23 protein-coding genes and 2 tRNA genes are annotated in these 21372 nt (G+C 65.8%); 13 read left to right on the forward strand and 12 right to left on the reverse strand.

Annotation, left to right across the window (positions count from 1 at the left end; all coding sequences use genetic code 11):
• Window positions 1–348 carry a HesB/IscA family protein gene (locus D2N39_RS00720; protein WP_054303703.1) on the forward strand — a complete coding sequence of 116 codons (348 nt, stop codon included), beginning with the start codon at window positions 1–3 and terminating at the stop codon, window positions 346–348.
• A gap of 5 nt (window positions 349–353) precedes the next feature.
• Here D2N39_RS00720 and D2N39_RS00725 read toward each other — a convergent pair whose 3' ends face one another.
• From D2N39_RS00725 to D2N39_RS00735, 3 genes are all read right to left on the reverse strand, one after another.
• Entirely contained in the window at window positions 354–1250 is an 897-nt protein-coding gene (locus D2N39_RS00725; protein ID WP_119132898.1) for a DMT family transporter, read from the reverse strand.
• Window positions 1250–2341, reverse strand: coding sequence for a DUF6902 family protein (locus tag D2N39_RS00730; RefSeq protein WP_119132900.1), 1092 nt, complete (start codon window positions 2339–2341; stop codon window positions 1250–1252). The genes D2N39_RS00725 and D2N39_RS00730 overlap by 1 nt, the downstream gene beginning before the upstream one ends.
• Window positions 2342–2418: 77 nt before the next feature.
• Window positions 2419–2715 carry a hypothetical protein gene (locus tag D2N39_RS00735; protein WP_119132901.1) on the reverse strand — a complete coding sequence of 99 codons (297 nt, stop codon included), beginning with the start codon at window positions 2713–2715 and terminating at the stop codon, window positions 2419–2421.
• 351 nt (window positions 2716–3066) lie between these two features.
• Between D2N39_RS00735 and xth the strand changes: the two genes are divergently transcribed.
• Complete coding sequence (xth, locus tag D2N39_RS00740; RefSeq protein WP_119133303.1) at window positions 3067–3876, forward strand: exodeoxyribonuclease III; 810 nt, start codon at window positions 3067–3069, stop codon at window positions 3874–3876.
• A gap of 20 nt (window positions 3877–3896) precedes the next feature.
• A complete protein-coding gene (locus D2N39_RS00745; protein WP_119132903.1) occupies window positions 3897–5687 on the forward strand; it encodes an SLC13 family permease in 1791 nt (596 codons plus the stop codon).
• Here D2N39_RS00745 and D2N39_RS00750 read toward each other — a convergent pair.
• Both D2N39_RS00750 and dksA read right to left on the reverse strand, forming a co-directional pair.
• Window positions 5663–6847, reverse strand: a complete 1185-nt coding sequence (locus tag D2N39_RS00750) for an FAD-dependent monooxygenase (RefSeq protein WP_119132905.1) — start codon at window positions 6845–6847, stop codon at window positions 5663–5665. The two genes, D2N39_RS00745 and D2N39_RS00750, sit on opposite strands and share 25 nt — an antisense overlap.
• An 89-nt stretch (window positions 6848–6936) precedes the next feature.
• Window positions 6937–7359: an RNA polymerase-binding protein DksA gene (gene dksA / locus D2N39_RS00755; RefSeq protein WP_119132907.1), complete on the reverse strand. Its 423-nt coding sequence runs from the start codon at window positions 7357–7359 to the stop codon at window positions 6937–6939.
• 342 nt (window positions 7360–7701) lie between these two features.
• Here dksA and D2N39_RS00760 point away from each other — a divergent pair, with 342 nt between their 5' ends.
• From D2N39_RS00760 to D2N39_RS00790, 8 genes are all read left to right on the forward strand, one after another.
• Window positions 7702–8223 carry a hypothetical protein gene (locus tag D2N39_RS00760; RefSeq protein ID WP_119132909.1) on the forward strand — a complete coding sequence of 174 codons (522 nt, stop codon included), beginning with the start codon at window positions 7702–7704 and terminating at the stop codon, window positions 8221–8223.
• A gap of 79 nt (window positions 8224–8302) precedes the next feature.
• Window positions 8303–9142, forward strand: coding sequence for an AAA family ATPase (locus tag D2N39_RS00765; RefSeq protein WP_119132910.1), 840 nt, complete (start codon window positions 8303–8305; stop codon window positions 9140–9142).
• An 817-nt stretch (window positions 9143–9959) separates the two neighbouring features.
• Complete coding sequence (locus D2N39_RS00770; RefSeq protein ID WP_119132911.1) at window positions 9960–11354, forward strand: DUF2927 domain-containing protein; 1395 nt, start codon at window positions 9960–9962, stop codon at window positions 11352–11354.
• 63 nt (window positions 11355–11417) lie between these two features.
• Window positions 11418–11582, forward strand: coding sequence for a hypothetical protein (locus tag D2N39_RS23055; protein WP_199725170.1), 165 nt, complete (start codon window positions 11418–11420; stop codon window positions 11580–11582).
• A gap of 4 nt (window positions 11583–11586) precedes the next feature.
• Window positions 11587–12768 (forward strand): vWA domain-containing protein, encoded by a 1182-nt coding sequence (locus D2N39_RS00775; protein ID WP_119132912.1) that lies wholly within the window; start codon window positions 11587–11589, stop codon window positions 12766–12768.
• Window positions 12765–13106 (forward strand): hypothetical protein, encoded by a 342-nt coding sequence (locus tag D2N39_RS00780; protein ID WP_119132913.1) that lies wholly within the window; start codon window positions 12765–12767, stop codon window positions 13104–13106. Before D2N39_RS00775 ends, D2N39_RS00780 begins: the two co-directional genes overlap by 4 nt.
• Window positions 13103–13717 (forward strand): DedA family protein, encoded by a 615-nt coding sequence (locus D2N39_RS00785; protein ID WP_119132914.1) that lies wholly within the window; start codon window positions 13103–13105, stop codon window positions 13715–13717. Before D2N39_RS00780 ends, D2N39_RS00785 begins: the two co-directional genes overlap by 4 nt.
• 14 nt (window positions 13718–13731) lie before the next feature.
• Window positions 13732–14421 (forward strand): M48 family metallopeptidase, encoded by a 690-nt coding sequence (locus D2N39_RS00790; protein WP_119132915.1) that lies wholly within the window; start codon window positions 13732–13734, stop codon window positions 14419–14421.
• Here the strand turns inward: D2N39_RS00790 and D2N39_RS00795 are convergent.
• The 3 genes from D2N39_RS00795 to D2N39_RS00805 form a co-directional block, all read right to left on the reverse strand.
• Entirely contained in the window at window positions 14418–14969 is a 552-nt protein-coding gene (locus D2N39_RS00795) for an RSP_2648 family PIN domain-containing protein (RefSeq protein ID WP_119132916.1), read from the reverse strand. The genes D2N39_RS00790 and D2N39_RS00795 overlap by 4 nt on opposite strands.
• Window positions 14969–16162 carry an RSP_2647 family RNA methyltransferase gene (locus D2N39_RS00800; RefSeq protein ID WP_119132917.1) on the reverse strand — a complete coding sequence of 398 codons (1194 nt, stop codon included), beginning with the start codon at window positions 16160–16162 and terminating at the stop codon, window positions 14969–14971. The genes D2N39_RS00795 and D2N39_RS00800 overlap by 1 nt, the downstream gene beginning before the upstream one ends.
• 71 nt (window positions 16163–16233) lie before the next feature.
• Window positions 16234–16902, reverse strand: a complete 669-nt coding sequence (locus tag D2N39_RS00805) for a DUF6778 family protein (RefSeq protein WP_119132918.1) — start codon at window positions 16900–16902, stop codon at window positions 16234–16236.
• Window positions 16903–17172: 270 nt separating this feature from the next.
• On the opposite strand from D2N39_RS00805, the gene edd reads away from it, so the two are divergent.
• Together edd and eda are read left to right on the forward strand one after the other, a co-directional pair.
• Complete coding sequence (edd, locus tag D2N39_RS00810; RefSeq protein WP_119132919.1) at window positions 17173–18978, forward strand: phosphogluconate dehydratase; 1806 nt, start codon at window positions 17173–17175, stop codon at window positions 18976–18978.
• Window positions 18979–19085: 107 nt separating this feature from the next.
• Window positions 19086–19727 (forward strand): bifunctional 4-hydroxy-2-oxoglutarate aldolase/2-dehydro-3-deoxy-phosphogluconate aldolase, encoded by a 642-nt coding sequence (eda, locus tag D2N39_RS00815; protein WP_119132920.1) that lies wholly within the window; start codon window positions 19086–19088, stop codon window positions 19725–19727.
• Between the two features lie 3 nt (window positions 19728–19730).
• Here eda and D2N39_RS00820 read toward each other — a convergent pair whose 3' ends face one another.
• From D2N39_RS00820 to D2N39_RS00835, 4 genes are all read right to left on the reverse strand, one after another.
• A complete protein-coding gene (locus D2N39_RS00820) occupies window positions 19731–19949 on the reverse strand; it encodes an RND transporter (protein WP_199725171.1) in 219 nt (72 codons plus the stop codon).
• 110 nt (window positions 19950–20059) lie between these two features.
• A tRNA-Asp gene (locus tag D2N39_RS00825) sits at window positions 20060–20136 on the reverse strand.
• Window positions 20137–20167: 31 nt separating this feature from the next.
• Window positions 20168–20244: transfer RNA gene (locus D2N39_RS00830), tRNA-Asp, on the reverse strand.
• A gap of 112 nt (window positions 20245–20356) precedes the next feature.
• Window positions 20357–21295 (reverse strand): pirin family protein, encoded by a 939-nt coding sequence (locus D2N39_RS00835; protein WP_119132921.1) that lies wholly within the window; start codon window positions 21293–21295, stop codon window positions 20357–20359.
• Window positions 21296–21372 lie beyond the last annotated feature (77 nt).

A 21372-nucleotide genomic window follows, 5' to 3' on the forward strand; every position in this document is an offset into this window, starting at 1 on the left:
ATGGACCTTCAGCTTCCCGCAGATGCGGCCCTGCCGCGTGTCACCGACCGGGCCTTTGCCCGTCTGGCCGAGATCGCCGAGATGACTGGCGAGCGCAAGGCACTGCGCGTCGCGGTCGAGGGCGGTGGCTGTTCGGGATTTCAATATGACATCCGGCTGGACGATGCGGCGGGGGACGATCTTGTGCTGGAAAAGGACGGCCAGCAGGTGCTGGTCGATCCGGTCTCGCTGCCCTTCCTGCAAAACGCGGTGGTGGATTTCACCGAAGAGCTGATCGGCGCGCGCTTCGTGATCGAAAATCCGAATGCCTCGTCCAGTTGCGGCTGCGGCACGTCCTTTTCGATCTGACCGGATCAGCGCGCCGGTGCGACGCGCTGGCTGTGGATCAGCCACAGACCGGACGCCACGACCAGCGCCGAACCGACCCAGAGATGCGCGCCGGTCACCTCGCCGAACAGGTGTTCCCCAAGCAGTACCATCCAGAGGAACTGGATATTTGCGATCTGCATCACGACGTAGGCGGGCAGCATGCGCAGGATCACGACCATCAGCCAGCGCGTGCCGATGATGAACAGCGTATAGGCCAGCAGCAGCGCCAGATCCGACAGGACCATGGGTTGCCAGACGAAGGGCGCCAGCAGCGCCCCGAGGATCAGGCAGGCGAGTTGCGCATAAAAGACCTGCGCCATGGAATGTGTGTGGCTTTTGCAGATCCGACGCGACAGCACGATGGAAGCAGAGCCGGAGAGGCTGGCTGCGAGGCCAATCCAGTGGCCCGTGGTAATGCCGCTGATGCCTTCGGGAAACAGGAACAGCATGCCTGCAAGGCCCAGCCCCAGCGCATACCAGATCGTCGGTGCCAGCCTTTCGCGCAGCACAAGGCCGGACAGAACTGCGCCGAAGATCGGCATGATTGCGATGAAGACAAAGATTTCCGCGAAAGGCAGAAAGCGAAGGGCATAGAAGAAGCCCGTCGTGCTGATCGCCCCCAGCGCCGAGCGCAACGCCACCAGACGCGGGCTGCCGGTGTGCAGGACGCGGTCCCCCTGCCCGGCTGCGACCGCCCCCAGACCCAGCAGAACCGCAATCAGCCCGGACAGCAGCATCAATTGCGGCGCGGCATAGGACGTGATCAGGTCCTTGGCGATCGCATCGGCGCTGACCGAAATCAGGGTGTTCACAACGACAAGTCCCGCACCGATCAGCGCGGTTTTCTGCAAGACGGGACGAAGACCAACCTCTGCCGTCATCAGGCCCCCTTCCTGACCGGGCCAGAAATGGCAACCGGCCGGGCGAAAATGGCGAAGAAGGTGGCAAAGTGGGGGCTTTCCGTCATACCGCGGTCAGCAACCTCCAGGGCTTCCGGGGACAATCGTGCAGCACAGGCCCGCCGCATCGCCCCGTAATCCGGCTCACGCCGCGCGCCCTGTGCCATCAAGGCCTGCGACCATTCACGCAAGGGGCTGATCAGGGGACGGAAAATGCTAAATCGCATGGGGCCAGCCAGATAATCATCGCCAAAGGCGGTTTCCCCAATACTCCCCATCAACCAGTGATTGACAAGAAAATTATGGTAGGCATCGGAAGAATCTTCGCAGGGGCCCGGCGCGATGCGGAACGACGTTGCCTCGCCCCGCAGGAAGCCCAGCCAGAGTGGCGGAAGGGCCTGCCCCGTATAGTGCAGTGCGATGCAGACCTCACCCAGAAGATCGCCGTTCTGTTCGAGCCAGGCCAGATTGCCCAGCATGTGCAGCGACTGAAGCGCCGGTTCCGGCAGGCTCAGCGGGCGGCGGCCATATTCTGACAGATAGAAGATCGCATGCAGAAGGTCATAGGCTGCGCGCGGATTGGGCAGGGCAAAGGTTTCGGGCCGCGCCATGAAGCGATGGAGCCGCGCATCAAGGCCCGGCAGATCGACAGTCTGACCGGCACGCGCCAGCAAAAACCGGCTTTCGGCGCGCTGAAGGTCGTTCACCTCCATCTCGATCCAGCCCTCTGCTGCGATGCGCGCGGCAAGACGCGCGGCCGTATCACCCGGCTGTCCCAGATCCTCCAGCCAGACGGCAAGACCCAGCAGCATGCGATAGTATTGCGGATGGAAGGCAAGCTGATCCTCCAGCCCGGCATGGAACGCCCCGTAGGCGGCCAGCGCAGCCTCTGGCGGGCGTTGGCCAAGCGCGCTCAGGATCATCAGCAGTTCCGCGTTTTCCTTCAGCCACCAGGCATCGCCCTGGCGCCTGCGACCATTGGCGAAGGTGGACAGAAGGGAAGTGAGCCCGCCATTTGCGCCCAAGGCAGGACGGGCCGCGCGACGCGCGGCAAGGCTTACGATGTTCGACATTCGCCCTCTCCGGCAGGGTGCCCGGCAGGAAAGCCCCCCTTCGGCGCCGGGCGAGGCGAGGAAGGGGGGCCGTCAGCTCAGTTCGAGCAGGGCATCAGTGCGACGCCCGCACCGGCCACCATGGTATCGCCCTCGATGTTCGAGCAGGGCATCAGGTCCGCGGCCTTGCCGGTCTCGACATTCGAGCAGGGCATCAGATCAACGCCGAAGCCGGTTTCGATGTTCGAGCAGGGCATCAGCGCGATGCCACCACCCATCAGCATCTCGGTGCCTTCGATGTTCGAGCAGGGCATCAGATCGGCGCCAAGGCCCATCGACATGTCGGCAACAGTCGCGGCTTCGGTGACTTCGGCGAATTTACGCAGTGCGCTCATGTTAAACCCCCGTGGTTTGAGCAGTGTTTGCCACCCGAGCGTTGCATCTAGTGATTGATTTTTCAAAGAAAATTGCATTCACAAGTTGTGTTCAACCTTATCCACAGACCGGCTTCGAAACAAGTGCCGGATTGCGTTAACCAATCGGGCGAAACTGTGACTTATCCACCTTCGCCTCAAGCGTGAACAATCCACAGACGGGCCCGCAAGACTCGATTCGCAAATATTAACAAAGCCTTAATATCACAAGCTTTCCCAACCTGCCCCGGTCGGCCCGTGCTGCGGGGTTGCGGTCAGCCGCGCCGCAGGCGATAGAGGTCTGGCCCGATGTCCGACAGCCGCGGAGGCCCGATGAAACTCGCCACTTTCAACATCAACGGCATCAAGGCCCGGATCGAGGCCCTGCCCCGCTGGCTGGAAAGCGCCCGTCCCGACGTGGTCGCGCTGCAAGAGATCAAGTCCGTGGACGAGGCTTTCCCGCGCGATGTGTTCGAGGATATGGGCTACCGCGTCGAAACCCATGGCCAGAAAAGCTTCAATGGTGTCGCCCTCCTGTCGCGCCTTCCGCTGGAGGATGTGACACGCGGCCTGCCCGGTGACGACAGCGACGAACAGGCCCGCTGGATCGAGGCGACCGTGATCGGCGAGAAACGCGCCGTGCGGCTGTGCGGGCTTTACCTGCCGAATGGCAACCCGGTCAGCTTCGATCCTGAAGGTGCGCCAGAAGCAACCGGCAAATACGGCTACAAGCTGGCATGGATGGAGCGGATGCGCGCGCGCGCCGCCGAACTTCTGGCAACGGAAGACCCCGTGGTGCTGGCGGGCGATTACAACATCATCCCACAGCCGGAAGACGCCGCCCGCCCCGAGACATGGGTGAAGGACGCGCTGTTCCTGCCCGAAAGCCGCGCGGCCTTCCGGCGGATCGTGAACCTCGGCTTCACCGAGGCTTTCCGCGCAAGGGTGACCGGGCCCGGTCATTACAGTTTCTGGGATTATCAGGCGGGGGCCTGGGAACGGAACAACGGTATCCGCATTGATCACCTGCTGCTGTCACCGCAAGCCGCCGATCTCTTGCGCGATGTGCAGATCGACCGGGCGGTGCGCGGGGGCGAGAAACCTTCGGATCACGTCCCGGTCTGGATCGACCTCGACGCCTGATCCTTGCGACAGGAGCCGCGATGACCACTGACCAAGGGCTGAGCCTCGCCCTGATCTGCGCGACGGTCCTGCTGTTCCTCAGCGGGCGGCTGCGCCACGACATCGTGGCGCTTTCCGCGCTGATCGCCGCCGTCGCACTGGGGCTGGTTCCGGCGGCCGAGGCTTTCGATGGCTTCGCGCAACCGGCCGTCATCACCGTCGCCTGCGTGCTGGTGCTGAGCCGCGCGCTACAGATTTCCGGCGCAGTTGACTGGCTTGCGCGCAATGCCCTGCCCGCTTCGGGCGGGCCGGTGCGCACGCTGCTGACGCTTTGCGGGCTGGGCGCCTTCCTGTCTGCCTTCATGAACAATGTTGGCGCGCTGGCGCTGCTGATGCCGGTCGCACTTCAGATTGCGCCACGCGCCGGGCTGAGCGCCGGTCAGGCACTGATGCCCCTGGCTTTTGGCACCGTGCTGGGGGGCACCGTCACGCTGATCGGCACACCGCCCAACCTGATCGTCGCGGGGTTCCGCGCCCGCACGGGCGATGCGCCTTTCGCGATGTTCGATTTCACCCCCGTAGGCTTGGCCGTCACGCTGGCAGGCATTGCCTTCATCACGTTGATCGGCTGGCGGCTGGTGCCGAAACGTCAGGGCAGCGCGGGGGAGGATTTCGATACCGGCGCCTATATGGCCGAACTGGCCGTTCCTGCCGAAGCCTCGGCCATTGGCATGACGCTGGCCGAGATCGAGGCGAAGCTTGCCGAGGCGGGCGGTCAGATCGTCGCGCTGGAACGGCGCGGCACATGGCTGACAGCCCCCCGTGCCAGCCGCAAGGTGATCGAGGGCGACCTGCTGGTGATGGAGGCCGATCTTGCCACGCTGATCGAGGCGGCACAGCCGCTGGGCCTGAAACTGGCGGAGCGCGACCCGGAACAGGAAACCCGCCGCAATGACGAGGTGCTGCTGCGCGAATATGTGGTGCGGCCCGACAGCGCACTGGCGGGGTCAACCCCGGCCGATCTGGGCCTGCGCTCGCGCTATGGCATCAACCTGCTTGCCGTCGCCCGCAGCGGCAAGCGCGCCGCGACCCGGCTGCGCGAATGGCGCATCCGCGCCGGGGACGTTCTGCTGCTGCAAGGGTCGGTCGAGGCCCTGTCAGGCTTCACCGCCCATGCGGGCTTCATTCCGCTGGCCGAACGCGACCTGCATCTGCCGCGTCCGCGCCAGGCCTTGCTGGCCTCGGGTATCATGGCCGCGGCAGTGGCGGCGGCGGCGCTGGGTCTGGCCCCCCCGGCCATCGCCTTCACCTGCGGTATGCTGGCGGTGATGATCACCCGGCTGGTGCCGCTGTCAGACATCTATGACAGCATCGACTGGTCAGTGATCGTTCTGCTGGCGGCCATGATGCCGGTGGCGGATGCGATGGATCGTTCAGGCACCGCGCAACTGATGGCGGAAACCCTGATGACCTATGTCGCGCAGGGGAATGCGGTGCTGGCACTGGGGCTGATCCTCGTCGTCACCATGACCCTGTCGGATGTGATGAACAATGCCGCAACGGCGGCGGTAATGTGTCCCATCGCACTGGGCGCGGCCGGGACGCTGGGGGTGAACCCGGATGCCTTCCTGATGGCGGTGGCCGTCGGGGCCTCCTGTTCCTTCCTGACCCCGATCGGGCACCAGAACAACACGCTGATCCTTGGCCCCGGTGGCTTCCGCTTTGGCGATTACTGGCGTCTGGGCCTGCCGCTGGAGGCGGTTGTGACCGCCGTGGCAATTCCGATGATCCTCTGGGCCTTCCCGCTTCAGGCGGTTGCGTCGAACCCGTGAACCCAGTCATAGCGGGCCAGACCCGCACCGGGCGCCACCTTGCCACCGATCCGCAGGCCAAGATGCGCCACCTCGCGCGTGATCCCCCGCAAGTGATAGGCGCGGGCATTGCTGTTGGCGGCCGCCACGATCTTCGCGCAACGTGGCGCGCGGGCGCGGGTATAGGCCGTCAGCGCCGCCTCGCCCGGCCCGTGCCGGGCCAGCAGATCAGCCAGCACCCAGGCATCCTCCAGCGCCATATTGGCCCCTTGCGCCAGAAATGGCAGTGTCGGATGCGCGGCATCGCCCAGAATGGCGGTAAATCCGCCGGGCAGCACGCGGCCCCAATGCTCGGCCACCGGGTGCCGGAACAGGCCCCAGAGCCACAGATCCTCCACCTGTTCAAGCCAACCGCGCACACGCGGTCCAAAGTCCTCAAAGGCCAGCCGCAGCGCCAGCGGGTCGTCGCGCAGGTTCCAGCCCTCATCGACCCAGCGGTTGCGTTCCTCCACCGCCACGATATTGCGCATTTGCCCCCCGCGCAGCGGATAGCTGACCACATGGCGGCCCGCCCCCATATGCACCTCAGCCACCGGCGCAATATCGGCAGTTTCGGGAATCACCGCACGCCATGCCACCTGACGGGTGAAGAACGGCGCCACCGCCCCGTTCAGCGCCGCGCGCAACCGCGAATGCAGCCCGTCCGCCCCGATCAGGATGGCGGGCCGCAACTCGGCCCCCTGCGCCGTCACAAGGCGCGGCGCATCGCCTGACAGGTCCACCGTCTCGATCTTCTGCAACAGACGGATCTGCACCCCGGCGGCGCGCGCCGCCTCGGCCAGAAGACCGATCAGATCGGCGCGGTGCATCAGATGCCATGACAGGCCCGGCCGCAGCTTCGCCAGATCCATCCGCAGCACGGTGCCCCCGGCATAGCCGTCACGCAGTTCCACCGCCTGTGCCTGCGGCCCGGCAACGGCCAGCGCCTCGGCCAGACCCAGCGCCCGCAGCACAGCGGCCCCGTTCGGGGTAATCTGCAACCCCGCGCCCACCTCGCGGATCGCCTCGGCCTGTTCCAGCACGGTGACCGCGGCCCCGCGCCGTGCCAGCGCAACCGCCAGCGCCAGCCCCGCGACACCCGCGCCCAGAACCGTGATCTCGGTGCCGTTCAGCCGTCCCATCCATCCCCCGAACATGCAAAAGCCGGGCGCAGCAGCCCGGCCTCACAGTGACCTTCCGTCACCGCCGCCGCAAGCGGCAGCATGTGCGTTCAGTCGTCGCGGTGCACCTTTTCACGGCGCTCGTGCTTTTCCTGAGCTTCCAGCGTCATGGTGGCGATCGGACGCGCATCCAGCCGTTTCAGGCTGATCGGCTCGCCCGTCATCTCGCAATAGCCGTATTCGCCATTGTCGATCCGGCGCAGCGCGGCGTCGATCTTGGAAATCAGCTTGCGCTGCCGGTCACGGGTCCGAAGTTCCAGCGCACGGTCGGTTTCCTCGCTGGCGCGGTCGGCCAGATCGGGCACATTGCGCGCGCTTTCCGTCAGGTTGTCCAGCGTCTCGGCACTCTGGTCCAGAAGCTCCTGTTTCCACACCAGCAGCTTGCGGCGGAAATATTCCAACTGCCGTTCATTCATGAACGGCTCGTCCTCCGCGGGGCGGTAATCGTCGGGGAGAAACATCTCTGCCTTCATCGCAGCACTCCACTTGGGCGATCTGCGCCGGATTCGGCCGACCAAGGCCGGGAGGCGCGTCGTGTGCGCCCTCGTAACGGAAGCGTCAGGGATTGTCACTAGCCGTTGCGCCGATTTGCTGACCTGTGCTGCACCCTTGTTAACGATTATGCCCACGTCTGGGGCAGCCCCGGCCGGAACCTGGCCCCTGCCCCGCCAGAAACACAAGAAATATGCAAGGAAGCGGCAAGATCTTCTGTCTGTTGTATCCCTCTGTGCTAAGCATCGGGCGTAGCGTATCGGGCAAGCCCGCAAGCATTTTCTCCGGGCCTTGCGAAACATCCTTCCCGCACTGGATCAGACATGACGACCAAACCGTTTTTCGCGCTCGCCGCCCTCGCCTTGCTGTCTGCACCCGCCCTTGCCGAAACTCCTGATTATTCCGCCGCAGGCGGCAAGGTCTACGCCTCGGTCCGGGGCTGGACTGTGGTGCAAAGCGACCGCTACGGATGTTCGGCCTATCCCGAGGCCATGCCCATCGTGTTCAACACCCCGCCCGCAGGCGGCTGGCAACTGATCTTCCCCTACAGCGCCTCGGGTGGCGAGGGCACGTTCGCGGGCTCCATCGACATCGACAAATCCAGCTTCACCGAAGATTACTACGGCGACGGCGCGTGGATGTATGCGTCCTTCCCGCTGAACATGCGCAAGGCAGTGGCCGCCGGGAACCGCATCTATGCCAATATCGGCCCGGCGGTCTGGGATGTCGATCTGGACGGGGCCACCGCTGCCATGCTGAAGGTCGAGGAATGCTGGCAGAACCTGACCGGCTGGTCCGCCGCCACCTCCGGCCGCGCCGGAACCTTCGCCCTGTCAGGCGACTGATCTGCCGCCCCTGCCCTTGCCCTTGCCGGTCCGACGGCTTACCCCTCGGTCCGGTATCCGCTTTACGAAGGACAGTCCCATGCGTTTCGACGGCACCGCCGATTATGTCGCGCCCCCCGATCTGGTCGTCGCGGTCAATGCGGCGGTGGCGCTGCAACGCCCGCTGCTTGTGAAGGGCGAACCCGGCACCGGCAAGACCGAACTGGCGCGGCAGGTGGCCACTGCGCTGGGCCTGCCCTTCATGGAATGGAACATCAAATCCACCACCAAGGCGCAGCAGGGGCTTTACGAATACGATGCCGTCTCGCGCCTGCGCGACAGCCAGTTGGGCGACGCGCGCGTCCATGACGTGAAGAACTACATCCGCAAGGGCAAGCTCTGGCAGGCGTTCGAGGCCGAGGGTCGCGTGGTGCTGCTGATCGACGAGATCGACAAGGCCGACATCGAATTTCCGAATGACCTGCTGCAAGAGCTCGACCGGATGGAGTTCCACGTCTACGAGACCGGAGAGACGATCCGCGCGCAGCATCGTCCGGTGGTCATCATCACCTCGAACAATGAAAAGGAACTGCCCGACGCCTTTCTGCGCCGCTGTTTCTTCCACTACATCCGCTTCCCCGAAATCGACACGCTGCGCGCCATCGTCAACGTGCATTTCCCCGGCATCAAGGAAGCGCTGCTGACCACGGCCTTGACGCAGTTTTACGAAATCCGCGAAACGCCGGGGCTGAAGAAGAAACCTTCCACCTCGGAAGTGCTGGACTGGCTGAAGCTCCTGCTGGCCGAGGATCTGGCCCCCGAGGATCTGAAGCGTGACGGCCGCAGCCTGCTGCCACGCCTGCATGGCGCGCTTCTGAAGAACGAGCAGGATGTGCACCTGTTCGAGCGACTCGCCTTTATGGCGAGGGGGCGGGGCTGATCCCTGCCGCAAATGCGAGGCATGTGGATACTGTCAACAATGCCTCGCAAGCCTTTGGCACCAAGTCAGAATCAGCGCCACAGAATCGCCGCCTATGCCTTGGTTTCGCCACAATTGAGCCCAATTGACCTCACATCTGCCGCAATTTCAGAAATAATTCGAAATATTCCGTGATAATGCTATCGCAAATCTGGACTGCCGATTGTTTCCAACCGCGATGGATTGTGGCGCGCCCTATGGCACCTCTGCCGCCGCATTTCCCGAGATTGACATAAATCGGCCGCGGTGCAGACACTCTGATCACGTTCTCTGACTGCAATGAAGAACGTGACAACCACAAGCACAGGTCGAGCGGAGAGATGACCCCTGCAAAGTGCAGCTCGCTGCGCCAGTCTATGGCGTATGCGCAAAACCCCGGTTCCGCTGCTGCGGCGGCACCGGGCGGCTGTGCCAAGACAGCGTCATTCCCTTCGCCGGGCACCTGTGACCGCCCGCCTCTGGCCCTGCCGGTCAGGACGCGGGTTTCGTTCCGGTCGGGGGACCGGGGCGATGCCGGACGGTCGGGCAGGAAGGCGGCGGGGGCCGCCATCCTGAACGGCAAGACGGCAAAGGGGGCCAGTGCCCTGCGATCCATCCTGTTTCGGGGGAGACAGGACGCAGGCACAGGCTTCCGGGGGACGGGTCTGGCGGGCGATGCGGGGGCATCGTCGTTAGGTCAGGCACGGCCCTGCACAACCGGGGCCATGATCCGGCGCATCTGTCTGCTCCGCCGGATCGCGGTCTCATACAACCACCGCATTCACGGGGCTGCCAACCCATGCGTTTCTCCGCCGTTATCGCGCTTGCCGCACTGACTGCCTGTGCCCAGACACCCGACTCCGGCCAGCGCGCCGAGGTGTCGATGAACCGTCTGGTCGATCAGACGGGCACCGCCTCCGCAAGCGCGGTGAACCTGTTCTCGGGCCAGCCCTCGCTGCGCGTCGGCCGATCGAATGCGGAACTCGCGCAGGATTTCCTCGATCTTGAATTCCGCATGGAAAGCGGACGCGCCCTGCCCGTTCTGACCCGGTTCGAGGGCGGACCGATCACCGTGTCGCTATCGGGCCAGGTGCCTGCCTCGGCCGAGGCTGACCTTGCACGCCTGATCGGCCGTTTCCGCAACGAAGCCGGGCTGGATGTGCGCCGCGCCTCGGGCCCGGCCAATATCAACGTGATTTTCGTGCCGCGCCGCACAATCAGTGCGACCTACAGCAACGTCGCCTGTTTCGTGGCGCCCCGCGTCGCCTCGTGGGAGGAATACAAGGCCGCACGCGGCACCGGCACGCTGGACTGGACCACGTTGCGCCAGCGCGAACGGCTGGCCATCTTCGCCCCCGCAGATTCCACCCCTCAGGAGGTGCGCGATTGTCTGCACGAGGAAATCGCGCAGGCGATGGGCCCGCTGAATGACCTGTATCAACTGCCCGACAGCGTGTTCAACGACGACAATTTCCACACCGTGCTGACCGGCTTCGACATGCTGATGCTGCGCGTTCACTATTCGCCCGAGCTGCGCAGCGGCATGACGCGCGATCAGGTGGCGGCGGTGCTGCCCGGCATTCTGGCGCGGCTGAACCCGACCGGCGCCACAGGCCGCACCCATCAGGGCGGCCAGACGCCCCACGCCTGGATCCGCGCGATGGAGGCCGCGCTGGGGCCGCGCGGCAGCGCCGCCAGCCGCAAGGCCGCCGCGCAACAGGCGCTGGCCATCGCCCATGCGCAGGGCTGGCAGGCCAGCCGGCTGGCGTTTTCCTGGTTCGCCGTGGGGCGGCTGAATGTCAGCGACGATCCGGTTGCCGCCGCCAATGCCTTCGCCAATGCCGAACGCATCTATCGCCGCCTGCCCGGCGCCCAGATTCAGGCCGCGCATGTGGATATGCAGCTTGCCGCGCTGGCGCTGAGCCAAGCCCGCCCCGATCAGGCCGTGGCCTTTGCGGACCGCGCGATGCCTGTCGCGCGTCAGGCCCAGAATGCCTCGCTGCTGGCGACGCTCATGCTGGTGAAGGCGCAGGCGCTTGAGGCGCAGGGCAATGTCGCCGCAGCGCGGGCGCTTCGGCTCGACAGTCAGGGCTGGTCGCGCTATGGCTTCGGCTCGGATGCGGCGACGAAGGCCCGGATGCGTGACATCGCATCGCTGGTGCCCTCGAAACTGCGCCAGTTGTTCAAGGGGTAAGGGGCCTGCCCCCTGCCCGTCCGGCGCGGCCCCGCCGCCCGGCAGCAGGAGAGAGGCTGAGCCATGATCGTCATCACCGCCGCGATTTTCGGGGCGCTTCTGGGGGCCGGACGTGCCCGCGCCCATGGCGGGCGGCTGGCCGACATGCTGCAATGGGGCGGCAGCTTTGCCATCCTGTTTGCGCTGATTGGCATGATCGTCACCATCGTCATCGAAAGGTCGATCTGAGCCGATGTTCCTGCCCTTCTTCGAAACCCTTCGCCGCACCGGCGTTCCGGTCTCGCTGCGCGAGTATCTGGGGTTTCTGGAAGGCATGGCTGCCGGGCTGGCCACCTATGATGCCGAGGCGTTCTATTACCTCGCCCGCACCGCCATGGTGAAGGACGAACGTCATCTGGATCGTTTCGACCGCGCCTTTGCCGAAAGTTTCAAAGGGCTGGACGCCATCACAGCCGATCAGGTGCTGGAGGCGATCGACCTGCCGCGTGACTGGCTGGCGAAGCTGGCCGAGAAGCACCTGACGGCCGAGGAAAAGGCCCAGATCGAAGCCTTGGGTGGCTTCGACAAGCTGATGGAAACGCTGAAGAAGCGGCTGGAGGAACAGAAGGGCCGTCATCAGGGTGGCAACAAATGGGTTGGCACCGCCGGCACCTCGCCTTTCGGGGCCTATGGCTACAACCCCGAAGGCGTGCGCATCGGGCAGGATCAAAGCCGCCACCAGCGCGCGGTGAAGGTCTGGGACAAGCGCGAGTTCCGCAATCTGGACGACAAGGTGGAACTGGGCACCCGCAACATCAAGGTCGCGCTGCGCCGTCTGCGCCGCTGGGCGCGCGACGGTGCGGCGGATGAACTGGATCTGGACGGCACCATTCGCGCCACCGCCGATCACGGCTATCTGGACGTGCAGACCCGGCCCGAACGGCGCAATGCGGTGAAGGTGCTGCTGTTTCTGGATGTCGGCGGCAGCATGGACCCCTATATCCGCGTGCTGGACGAATTGTTCAGCGCCGCCAAGGCAGAATTCAAGCATCTGCGACATTTCTACTTCCACAACTGCCTGTATGAGGGCGTGTGGACCGATAACATCCGCCGCTGGAACGAACAGACCCCGACATGGGAGGTGCTGCGCACCTATGGCGCCGATTACAAGGCGATCTTCGTGGGCGATGCCTCGATGTCGCCTTACGAGATCCTGCATCCCGGCGGCGCCAATGAACACTGGAATCCCGAGGCGGGTCAGGTCTGGCTGGAACGCGCCTGCGCGCAATGGCCGAACCATCTGTGGATCAACCCGGTCCGCGAGGAACACTGGGGCTATACCCAATCCATCCGGCTTATTCAGGGCATCTTCGCCAATCGCATGGTGCCGATGACGCTGGAGGGCATCTCGCGCGGGATCAAGGAACTGCGATGATCCTTCTTGCCCGCCGCCACCCGAAGCTGTTCGCGGCCTTCGTGCTGGCGCTGGTGCTGGCGCTGTTCTTCTCCGGGCGGATCGTGGTGCGGGCGGTCTACTGGTCACAGCACCGGGAAGAAGCCGTGGCAGCGTGGATGACGGTGGGCTACGTCGCGCGCAGCTGGCGGCTTGACCCGCGCGCCATTGATGCCGAGGCGGGGTTGCCGCCGCCGCAGGGGCATCCGCTGACGCTGGAACAGATCGCGGCGGACCGTGGCGTGCCGGTGGCAGAGGTCATCGCCGAGGTCGAGGCCGCCATTGCGACCCTTCGTGCCACGGCGCCGCAAAAGCCATGACCGACTGGCTGCTGGCACTTGTGCCCACATGGGGGCTCTGGCTGATCGGGCTTTGCACCTATGCCTCCTGCCTTGCCCTGCCCATTCCGGCCTCGGTGGTGATGCTGGCCGCCGGCGGGTTTGCTGCTTCAGGTGATCTGGTGCTGTGGCAGGTGATCGGCGCGGCGCTGGCCGGGGCCACGGCGGGTGACCAGACCGGCTATCTGGCAGGCCGCACCGGCGGGGTCGCGCTGGTGGAAAGGCTGGGCCACGACGGAACCCGTGCCGCCATCCTGACCCGCGCCCGTGTGCTGATGCAGCGGCGTGGCGGTATCGCGGTCTTTCTGTCGCGCTGGCTGTTTTCGCCGCTGGGGCCCTATGTCAACGTGATCGCGGGCGCCATGCGGCAGGGTTGGGCCGCCTTCACCCTGTGGGGTGTGGCGGGCGAGGCCGTCTGGTGCGGGCTTTACGTCCTGATGGGCCGCGCCTTCGCGGGCAACCTTGCGGCAGCCTCCGATCTGCTGGGGTCTGTGCTGGGTCTGGTCGCCAGCGGTGCGGCGGTGCTGGGACTGGGCTGGTGGCTGCTGATGCTGGCCCGGCGAGAGCGGGATTTGCCCCGCGCTCCTGACTGACCCATATCATCCCCATGTTGAAACTCGCCCCCGTTCTTCTGGCCCTTGCCTATGCGCTGCTGATGTATCGCTTTTCGGTCTGGCGCAGCGCGAAAGAGCTTGATGCCCGCTCGCATCCGCTGCGCGATGCCGGGCTGGAGCCGTTGATGCAGCGCATGGCCAAGGCGCTGGACCTGCCGCGCATCGCCGTGCATGTCTATGATGTTGCGCCGGTCAACGGCCTCGCGGCGGCAGACGGGCGTATCTTCCTCACCTCGGGGTTCATGCAGAAATACCGCGCGGGTTCGGTGACGGCAGAGGAACTCGCCAGCGTCATCGCGCATGAACTGGGCCATGTCGCGCTGGGCCATACCCGCCGACGGATGATCGACTTCACCGGCGCCAATGCGGTTTTCGTGATGCTGACCGCGCTGCTGTCTCGCTTCATCCCGGTCATCGGCATCTGGATTGCCAACCTGATTTCAACCGCCCTGATGGCCCGACTGTCACGGCGCGACGAGTTCGAGGCCGACGCCTATGCCTCTGCCCTGCTGGTCAAGGCCGGGATCGGCACCGCGCCGCAGAAATCTCTGTTCCGCAAACTCGCGGGCCTGACCGGGGACCGCCACAACGCCCTGCCCGCATGGCTGCTCAGCCATCCGGCCACCGAGGAACGCATCCATGCGATCGAAACCAACGAGGCGCGCTGGAAGGTAAACGGCTAGACGCCCTCGGCACCGAAAGCCTTGGCGAAGCGGTTCAGCTTCACCCGTTTCAGCAGCGCCTTCAGCGACACTGGCTGACCGGCGCGGCGTTCGGCCTCGGCATGAATTTTGGCGATGACCGCGCCCACCTCGGCCGGGCTGCGCGACCAGAGTTCCCAGACGAATCCGTCAGGGTCGCGGCGTTCGATCCCCTCGGCCGCCAGAACGTGACGCGGGAAATCGCTGGCGTTGAAGGTGAGGATGGCGTCGGCGCCAGAGGAAATCGCCACCGCCAGCACATGCAGGTCGTTTTCATCGGGCAGCACCAGCCGCGCCTCGATATTGGGCTGGGCACGCTGCATGGCGCGGGGGAAGGCCGTGCGCATCAGCAGCCCCTCGGCGCGCGCCTCGGCCTGCGCATCGGCGCCAAGACGGATCACCGCCCGCGCCCATTCTTCAAGGATGCGTTCGGACCAGACGGGTTCGTAAAGCCCGCGCGCCGCCATTCCCAGCAGGATGTCGCGCAACACGCTGGGAAACAGCACGCAGGCGTCCAGAACGACCCGCATCAATCCAGCCGGAAGAACACGGCCTTCAGATAGCCGCTTTCGGCAAGCTGCGGCAGCAGCGGGTGGTCCGGCCCGGCAAAGCCGGTATGGATCACCTGCGCCCGCCGCCCGCCGCGCCCGATGCCGCGCGCGCTGGCATTGCGGAAGGCGGTCAGATCGGCGGCATGGGAACAGGAACACAGCACCAGATAGCCCCCCGGCGCCACCAGCGGCGCGGCCAGACGCGCGATGCGTTCATAGGCGCGCAGGCCCGCCTCCAGCGCGGGCTTGGCGGGTGCAAAGGCGGGCGGGTCGCAGATCACCAGATCGAATTGCGCGCCCTCACGGCCAAGCGTTTCCAGAACGTCGAAGGCATCGCCCTGCCGGGTGCTGAAGCGGTCGGCGACGCCCGTCGCCTTTGCACCCTCTGCGGCCAGCGCCAGCGCGGGCGCACTGGCATCCACCGCCAGCGCGCTTTCGGCGCCGCCCGCCAGTGCCGCCAGCGCGAAGCCCCCGACATGGGTGAACACATCCAGAACTCGCGCGCCCTTGGCCAGACGCGCGGCAAAGGCATGGTTCGGCCGCTGGTCGAAGAACAGGCCGGTCTTCTGCCCGCCCAGCACATCGGCCATATAGGTGGCACCGTTCATCCGCACCGGCACCGGCGCATCGATCCCGCCTGAAAGCACCGCCGTCTCCTCGGCCAGCCCCTCCAGCCCGCGGGCGCGGCCGGTGCCGTTCTTGATGATCGTTCCCACCCCGGTCACGGCGCGCAACGCGGCGGCCAGCACGTCCAGATGCGCCTCCGCCCAGGCGGCATTGGGCTGGATCACCGCCACATCGCCGAAACGGTCGATCACCACACCGGGCAGCCCGTCGGCCTCGGCATGGACCAGCCGGTAGAAAGGCGCGTCGAACAGCCGTTCGCGCATGTCAAGCGCGCAGCGCAGACGGGTGGCAAACCAGGCCTCGTCGATCACCGCCTCGGGGTCGCGGTCCAGCATCCGGGCGATGATCTTCGATTTCACATTGACAGTGACCAGCCCCAGCGCCCGCCGCTCACCATCTTCCAGCACCGCCAAAGTGCCGGGCTCCAGCGCTTGGGTGCGCCGGTCGGTCACCAGTTCGTCGGCATAGACCCAAGGAAAGCCATGGCGGATCGCCCGCGCCTCGGCCTTGGGTTTCAGTCTTACGGTGCGGCGGGTCTCGGTCATCGGCTCACATGCGAAAAAGGGGGGCAATGCCCCCCCTCTAGCCTGTCGTGGCCCATAACGAAAGCCCGGCGTCAGTAAAGGGCGCCCACCGTCCCGGTTGCCAGCGCCCCGTTACGCGAGGTCGGCGTGGTGCTTTCCGGCATCGGAAGCGAAAGTTCCTGACGGATGACTTCGGCCAGATGCTCGACGATGACCACCTTCATGGTGCGCCCCATGGCCTCTTCGCCGATGGCGCGTGTTCCCCCCGACCCTTTGACATCGGCCCAGATCTTGCGCGGCTTCTCGATCACCGCGCCGGTCGCCGCATCCCGCACCGACAGGATGAAATGCACCGAATGCACCCCGCCCACGGTATAGCGGGTCTTTTCGGTCAGCGAATGGAAGCGCGTCAGCTCCACATCCAGCATCACCTTCGGGCCGTTGTTCATTGCGGCCGTGCCTCTGGCAAAGCCTTCCTCGAGGATGGCCTGAACCTGATTATAGCGATCGCCCAGCGGGTCGCCACGCCACACGATGTCCGCAATCGGGTAGAACATGTTGGCTTCCGACACTGCAAGGTCGCGCGGCACCGATACCCGGATGCCCTGCACGTCATATTTCGGCACCATCACCACCGGGTTCTTCGAGGCCACCGTCACGGCCCCCGGCGCTGACCCATTGCGCGAGACCATCCCCCCGCCGCAGGCCGACAGCCCGAAAACAAGCCCCAAGGCCATCACGATCCGAATCGCAGATTTCATTTCCAACCTCCGGCTTCTCCGGTTGCGCGTTCCTGATCCTTTTCGCGCCGGATCGCGGCGGAAATGCGTTGAACTCGGCGCATTGTTGCGGAAACGTCATGGAATTACTGTGCCAAGACACCGATACGGGCGATTGACGCGGGGGCAGTGACAGTCCAGACTTTTGGCCCATCCCTGTGTATCGCCCGTCTGTGGGTCTTTCGGGGATCATGGGTTGTTAGCGCTAACAAAATCTGCTACATCACCGGCACCGCAAGAACGGAGCCCGCCATGACGCTGAACGCCACCATCGCCCGCGTGACCGACCGGATCCGCGCCCGGTCCGAGGGGCCGCGCGGCGACTACCTTGACCGCATGCGCGCCGCTGCCAGCGCTGGCCCCGCCCGCGCGCATCTGACCTGCGGCAATCAGGCCCATGCCTATGCGGCGATGGAAACCGACAAGGCGACACTGGCCGCCGGTCGCCAGCCCAATCTGGGCATCGTCACCGCCTATAATGACATGCTTTCTGCCCATCAGCCCTACGAGGATTTCCCGAAGCTGATCCGCGAGGAAGCCCGCCGCAACGGCGCCACCGCGCAGGTCGCGGGCGGTGTGCCCGCCATGTGCGACGGCGTGACCCAGGGCCAGCCGGGCATGGAGTTGTCACTGTTTTCCCGCGACGTGATCGCACTGGCCTCGGGTGTGGCGCTTAGCCACAACACCTTTGATGCGGCGCTGTTTCTGGGCGTCTGCGACAAGATCGTGCCGGGCCTCATCATCGGCGCCGCCACCTTCTCGCATATCCCCGCGGTCTTTGTGCCCGCCGGCCCGATGACCAGCGGCCTGCCGAATGACGAAAAGGCCAAGGTGCGCCAGCAATTTGCCACCGGCGAAGTGGGGCGCGACAAGCTGATGGAGGCCGAGATGGCCTCCTATCACGGGCCTGGCACCTGCACCTTCTACGGCACCGCCAATACCAACCAGATGCTGATGGAGTTCATGGGCCTTCACCTGCCCGGCAGTTCCTTTGTCAACCCCGGCACGCCGCTGCGCGCGGCCCTCACCCGCGCCGCCGTGGCGCGTGCGACGCAGATCACCGCGCAGGGCAACGACTACCGCCCGGTCGGCGAGATCCTCGACGAACGCGCCTTCGTCAACGGGCTGGTCGGGCTGATGGCGACCGGCGGCTCGACCAATCTCGTGCTGCACCTGCCCGCCATGGCCCGCGCCGCCGGCATCCACCTCGATCTGGAAGATTTCGACGACATCTCCAACGTGGTGCCGCTGATGGCCAAGGTCTATCCGAACGGCCTTGCCGATGTGAACCATTTCCACGCCGCCGGGGGCCTTGGCTACATGATCGGCCAATTGCTCGACGCGGGGCTGCTGCACCCGGATGCCCGCACCATCATGGGCGACGGGATGCAGCCATACCGGACCGAGCCGCGCCTTGCGGGCGAAACCCTTGAATGGGTGCCTGCCGCCGCTGAGACGCTGAACGACCGCATCCTGCGCCCCGCAACGGCCCCCTTCGCCGCCACCGGCGGGCTGAAGCAACTCAGCGGCAATCTCGGTCGCGGGGTCATCAAGGTCTCGGCCGTCGCGCCCGAGCGCCATGTGATCGAGGCCCCCGCCCGCATCTTCCACGATCAGGAGGCGGTGAAGGCCGCCTTCAAGGCGGGCGAGTTCATCTCGGACACCGTCGTCGTCGTCCGCTTTCAGGGCCCGCGCGCCAACGGCATGCCGGAACTGCATTCGCTGACCCCCACGCTTTCGGTGCTTCAGGAACGCGGACTGAAAGTGGCGCTGGTCACCGATGGCCGGATGTCCGGCGCCTCGGGCAAGGTGCCCGCCGCCATCCATGTCAGCCCCGAAGCCGCCACCGGCGGCCCGCTGGCAAAGCTGCGTGATGGCGACATCGTGCGGCTGGACGCCACCGCCGGCACGCTGACCGTTCTGGCCGAGGATTTCGACAGCCGCACGCCGGTCACCGCCGACCTTTCCGCCAACAGCCACGGCATCGGCCGCGATCTGTTCGAGGCGTTCCGCCGCAATGTCGGCAACGCCACCGAAGGCGCCGCCGTCGTCGTCTGATCCTGCCCCGGCGGGGCATGGGCGCAAGATACCCCTTTATCTTGGCCCAAATATCCCCGCCGGAGGCATCCGCCCCATCCACCTGCCCCAACGCCCGGAACATCGCCATGACCCCCGCCGAAGCCTCTGCCCGCGCCGCCGAAATCTGCCGCCTTGCCCCGGTCATCCCGGTTCTGGTGATCGAGGAGGTCGCCCATGCCGCCCCGCTCGCTCGCGCGCTGGTCAAGGGCGGGCTGCCGGTGCTGGAGGTGACGCTGCGCACCCCGGCGGCGCTGGAGGTCATCCGCGCCATGGCGGAGGTCGAGGGCGGCGTGGTGGGGGCGGGCACCCTGCTGACGCCCGCCGATGTGAAAGCGGCCAAGGTCGCCGGCGCGACCTTCGGCGTCTCGCCCGGCGCCACTGACCGGCTGCTTGACGCCTGCGAGGACCACGACCTGCCGCTGCTCGCCGGGGCCGCCACCTGTTCCGAGGTCATGGCGCTGATGGAGCGCGGCTATACGGTGCAGAAATTCTTCCCGGCCGAGGCAAATGGCGGCGCTGCCGCGCTTGCCGCCATCGGTGCCCCGCTGCCGCAGGTAAGCTTCTGCCCGACCGGCGGCATCACGCTGGCCAAAGCTGCAGATTACCTGAAGCTGAAGACCGTGCTTTGCGTCGGCGGTAGTTGGGTTGCGCCCAAGGCAATGATGCAGGCGGGCGACTGGGCCGGGATCGAGGCGCTGGCCGCCGAGGCCGCCGCCCTGCCGCGCTGAGGCTTACTTCAGCGCCATCCGCAGCAGTTTCGCGCCCAGCAGGATGAAGGGCGCGGCATGCAGCAGCAGGTCGAAGATGTCGATCGGCTTCAGCAGCGTGCCCGAGGCCAGCATCTTCAGCTTTTCCCAAAGATGCGGCTCGGGCACGAAAGGCGCGAGCCCCAGCGTCAGCGCGGCGAGGATCAGCAGGTTCAACGGCATCTGGTCGAGAAGGTTCAGCATCTTCGGCCTCATTCATATTCACCCCCATGAATACGAAAACCGGCAGCGATGCAAGCCACAACGAAAAACCCGCCGGGCAGATGCCTCAGGCGGGTTGCTTTCGTGTGAAGTGGCGCGGTTGACGGGGCTCGAACCCGCGACCCCCGGCGTGACAGGCCGGTACTCTAACCGACTGAGCTACAACCGCGCGATCACACATCCGGGGCGCTGGCGGGCGGTGGCGCGGTTGACGGGGCTCGAACCCGCGACCCCCGGCGTGACAGGCCGGTACTCTAACCGACTGAGCTACAACCGCATTGCCGCCCGGGCCAGCGCCCGGATGTGGGGGTGTATTACGGGGCCACGCCGCCGCCGTCAAGCGCCCCAGATGCGATTTTTTCACATTCTCGCATCTTCCTGAAATCCGGTCACTTTTCCGGTGCCGGGATGAACTCGGCATCGTCGCCCGGCGGCAGGCGGAAGCGGCCATGCGCCCAGTCCCCCGCGCGCCAGGCCTCTTTCGCGGCCTCGATCCGTTCCTTGCTTGAGGCCACGAAATTCCACCAGATATGGCGCGATCCTTCCATGGTGGCGCCCCCCAGAACGATCAGCCGCGCACCGGAATCCCCGGCCTTCACGGCGATCCGGTCACCGGGGCGGAAGACCAGCATGCGCCCCGCCTCGAAGCTTTGCCCGGCCACCGTCACCTCCCCCGTCAGCACATAGACGCCACGATCCTCGTGATCGTCAGGCAGCGGCAGTATGGCGCCCGGCGCCAGCGTCGCATCGGCATAAAGCGTCTCGGATGCCAGCGGCACCGGCGCCCGTTCACCCCAGCCATGGCCGAGGATCAGCCGCAGATGCTTGCCCTCGCCCTCCAGCTCCGGCAGGTCACCCTTGGGCGTGTGATGGAAGGCAGCGGGATCGTCCTCATGCGCGACCGGCAGCGCCATCCAGCTTTGCAGCCCCAGCATGGCATGCGGCTTCTCGCGCAACTCGCCATCGGTGCGTTCGGAATGGGTGATCCCGATACCGGCGGTCATCAGGTTCACCGCGCCCGGTTCGATCCAGCGGTCGGTGCCAAGGCTGTCACGGTGATGCAGCTTGCCCTTCAGCAGATAGGTCACCGTCGCCAGCCCGATATGCGGATGCGGGCGCACGTCGATGCCCTGCCCGGTCAGAAACTCGGCCGGGCCCATCTGGTCGAAGAAGATGAAGGGGCCAACCATCTGGCGCTGTACGGCCGGAAGGGCGCGGCGCACTTCGAAACCGCCAAGGTCACGGGCGCGGGCAACGACAACGGTTTCAATGGCATCGACGGCATCGCCAACGGGGATGTCGGGGTCCAGTGCGGGGTTCCAGCTCATCTTGTCCTCCTGTGTGTTGAAGGAAAGATAGGCCAGATTTCGTGACCGTGCATCTGCCGGGATCGCCGAAGTCCTGT

The sequence above is a fragment of the Gemmobacter lutimaris genome (genome assembly GCF_003570715.1).
GTDB classification, from domain to species: Bacteria; Pseudomonadota; Alphaproteobacteria; order Rhodobacterales; family Rhodobacteraceae; genus Gemmobacter; species Gemmobacter lutimaris.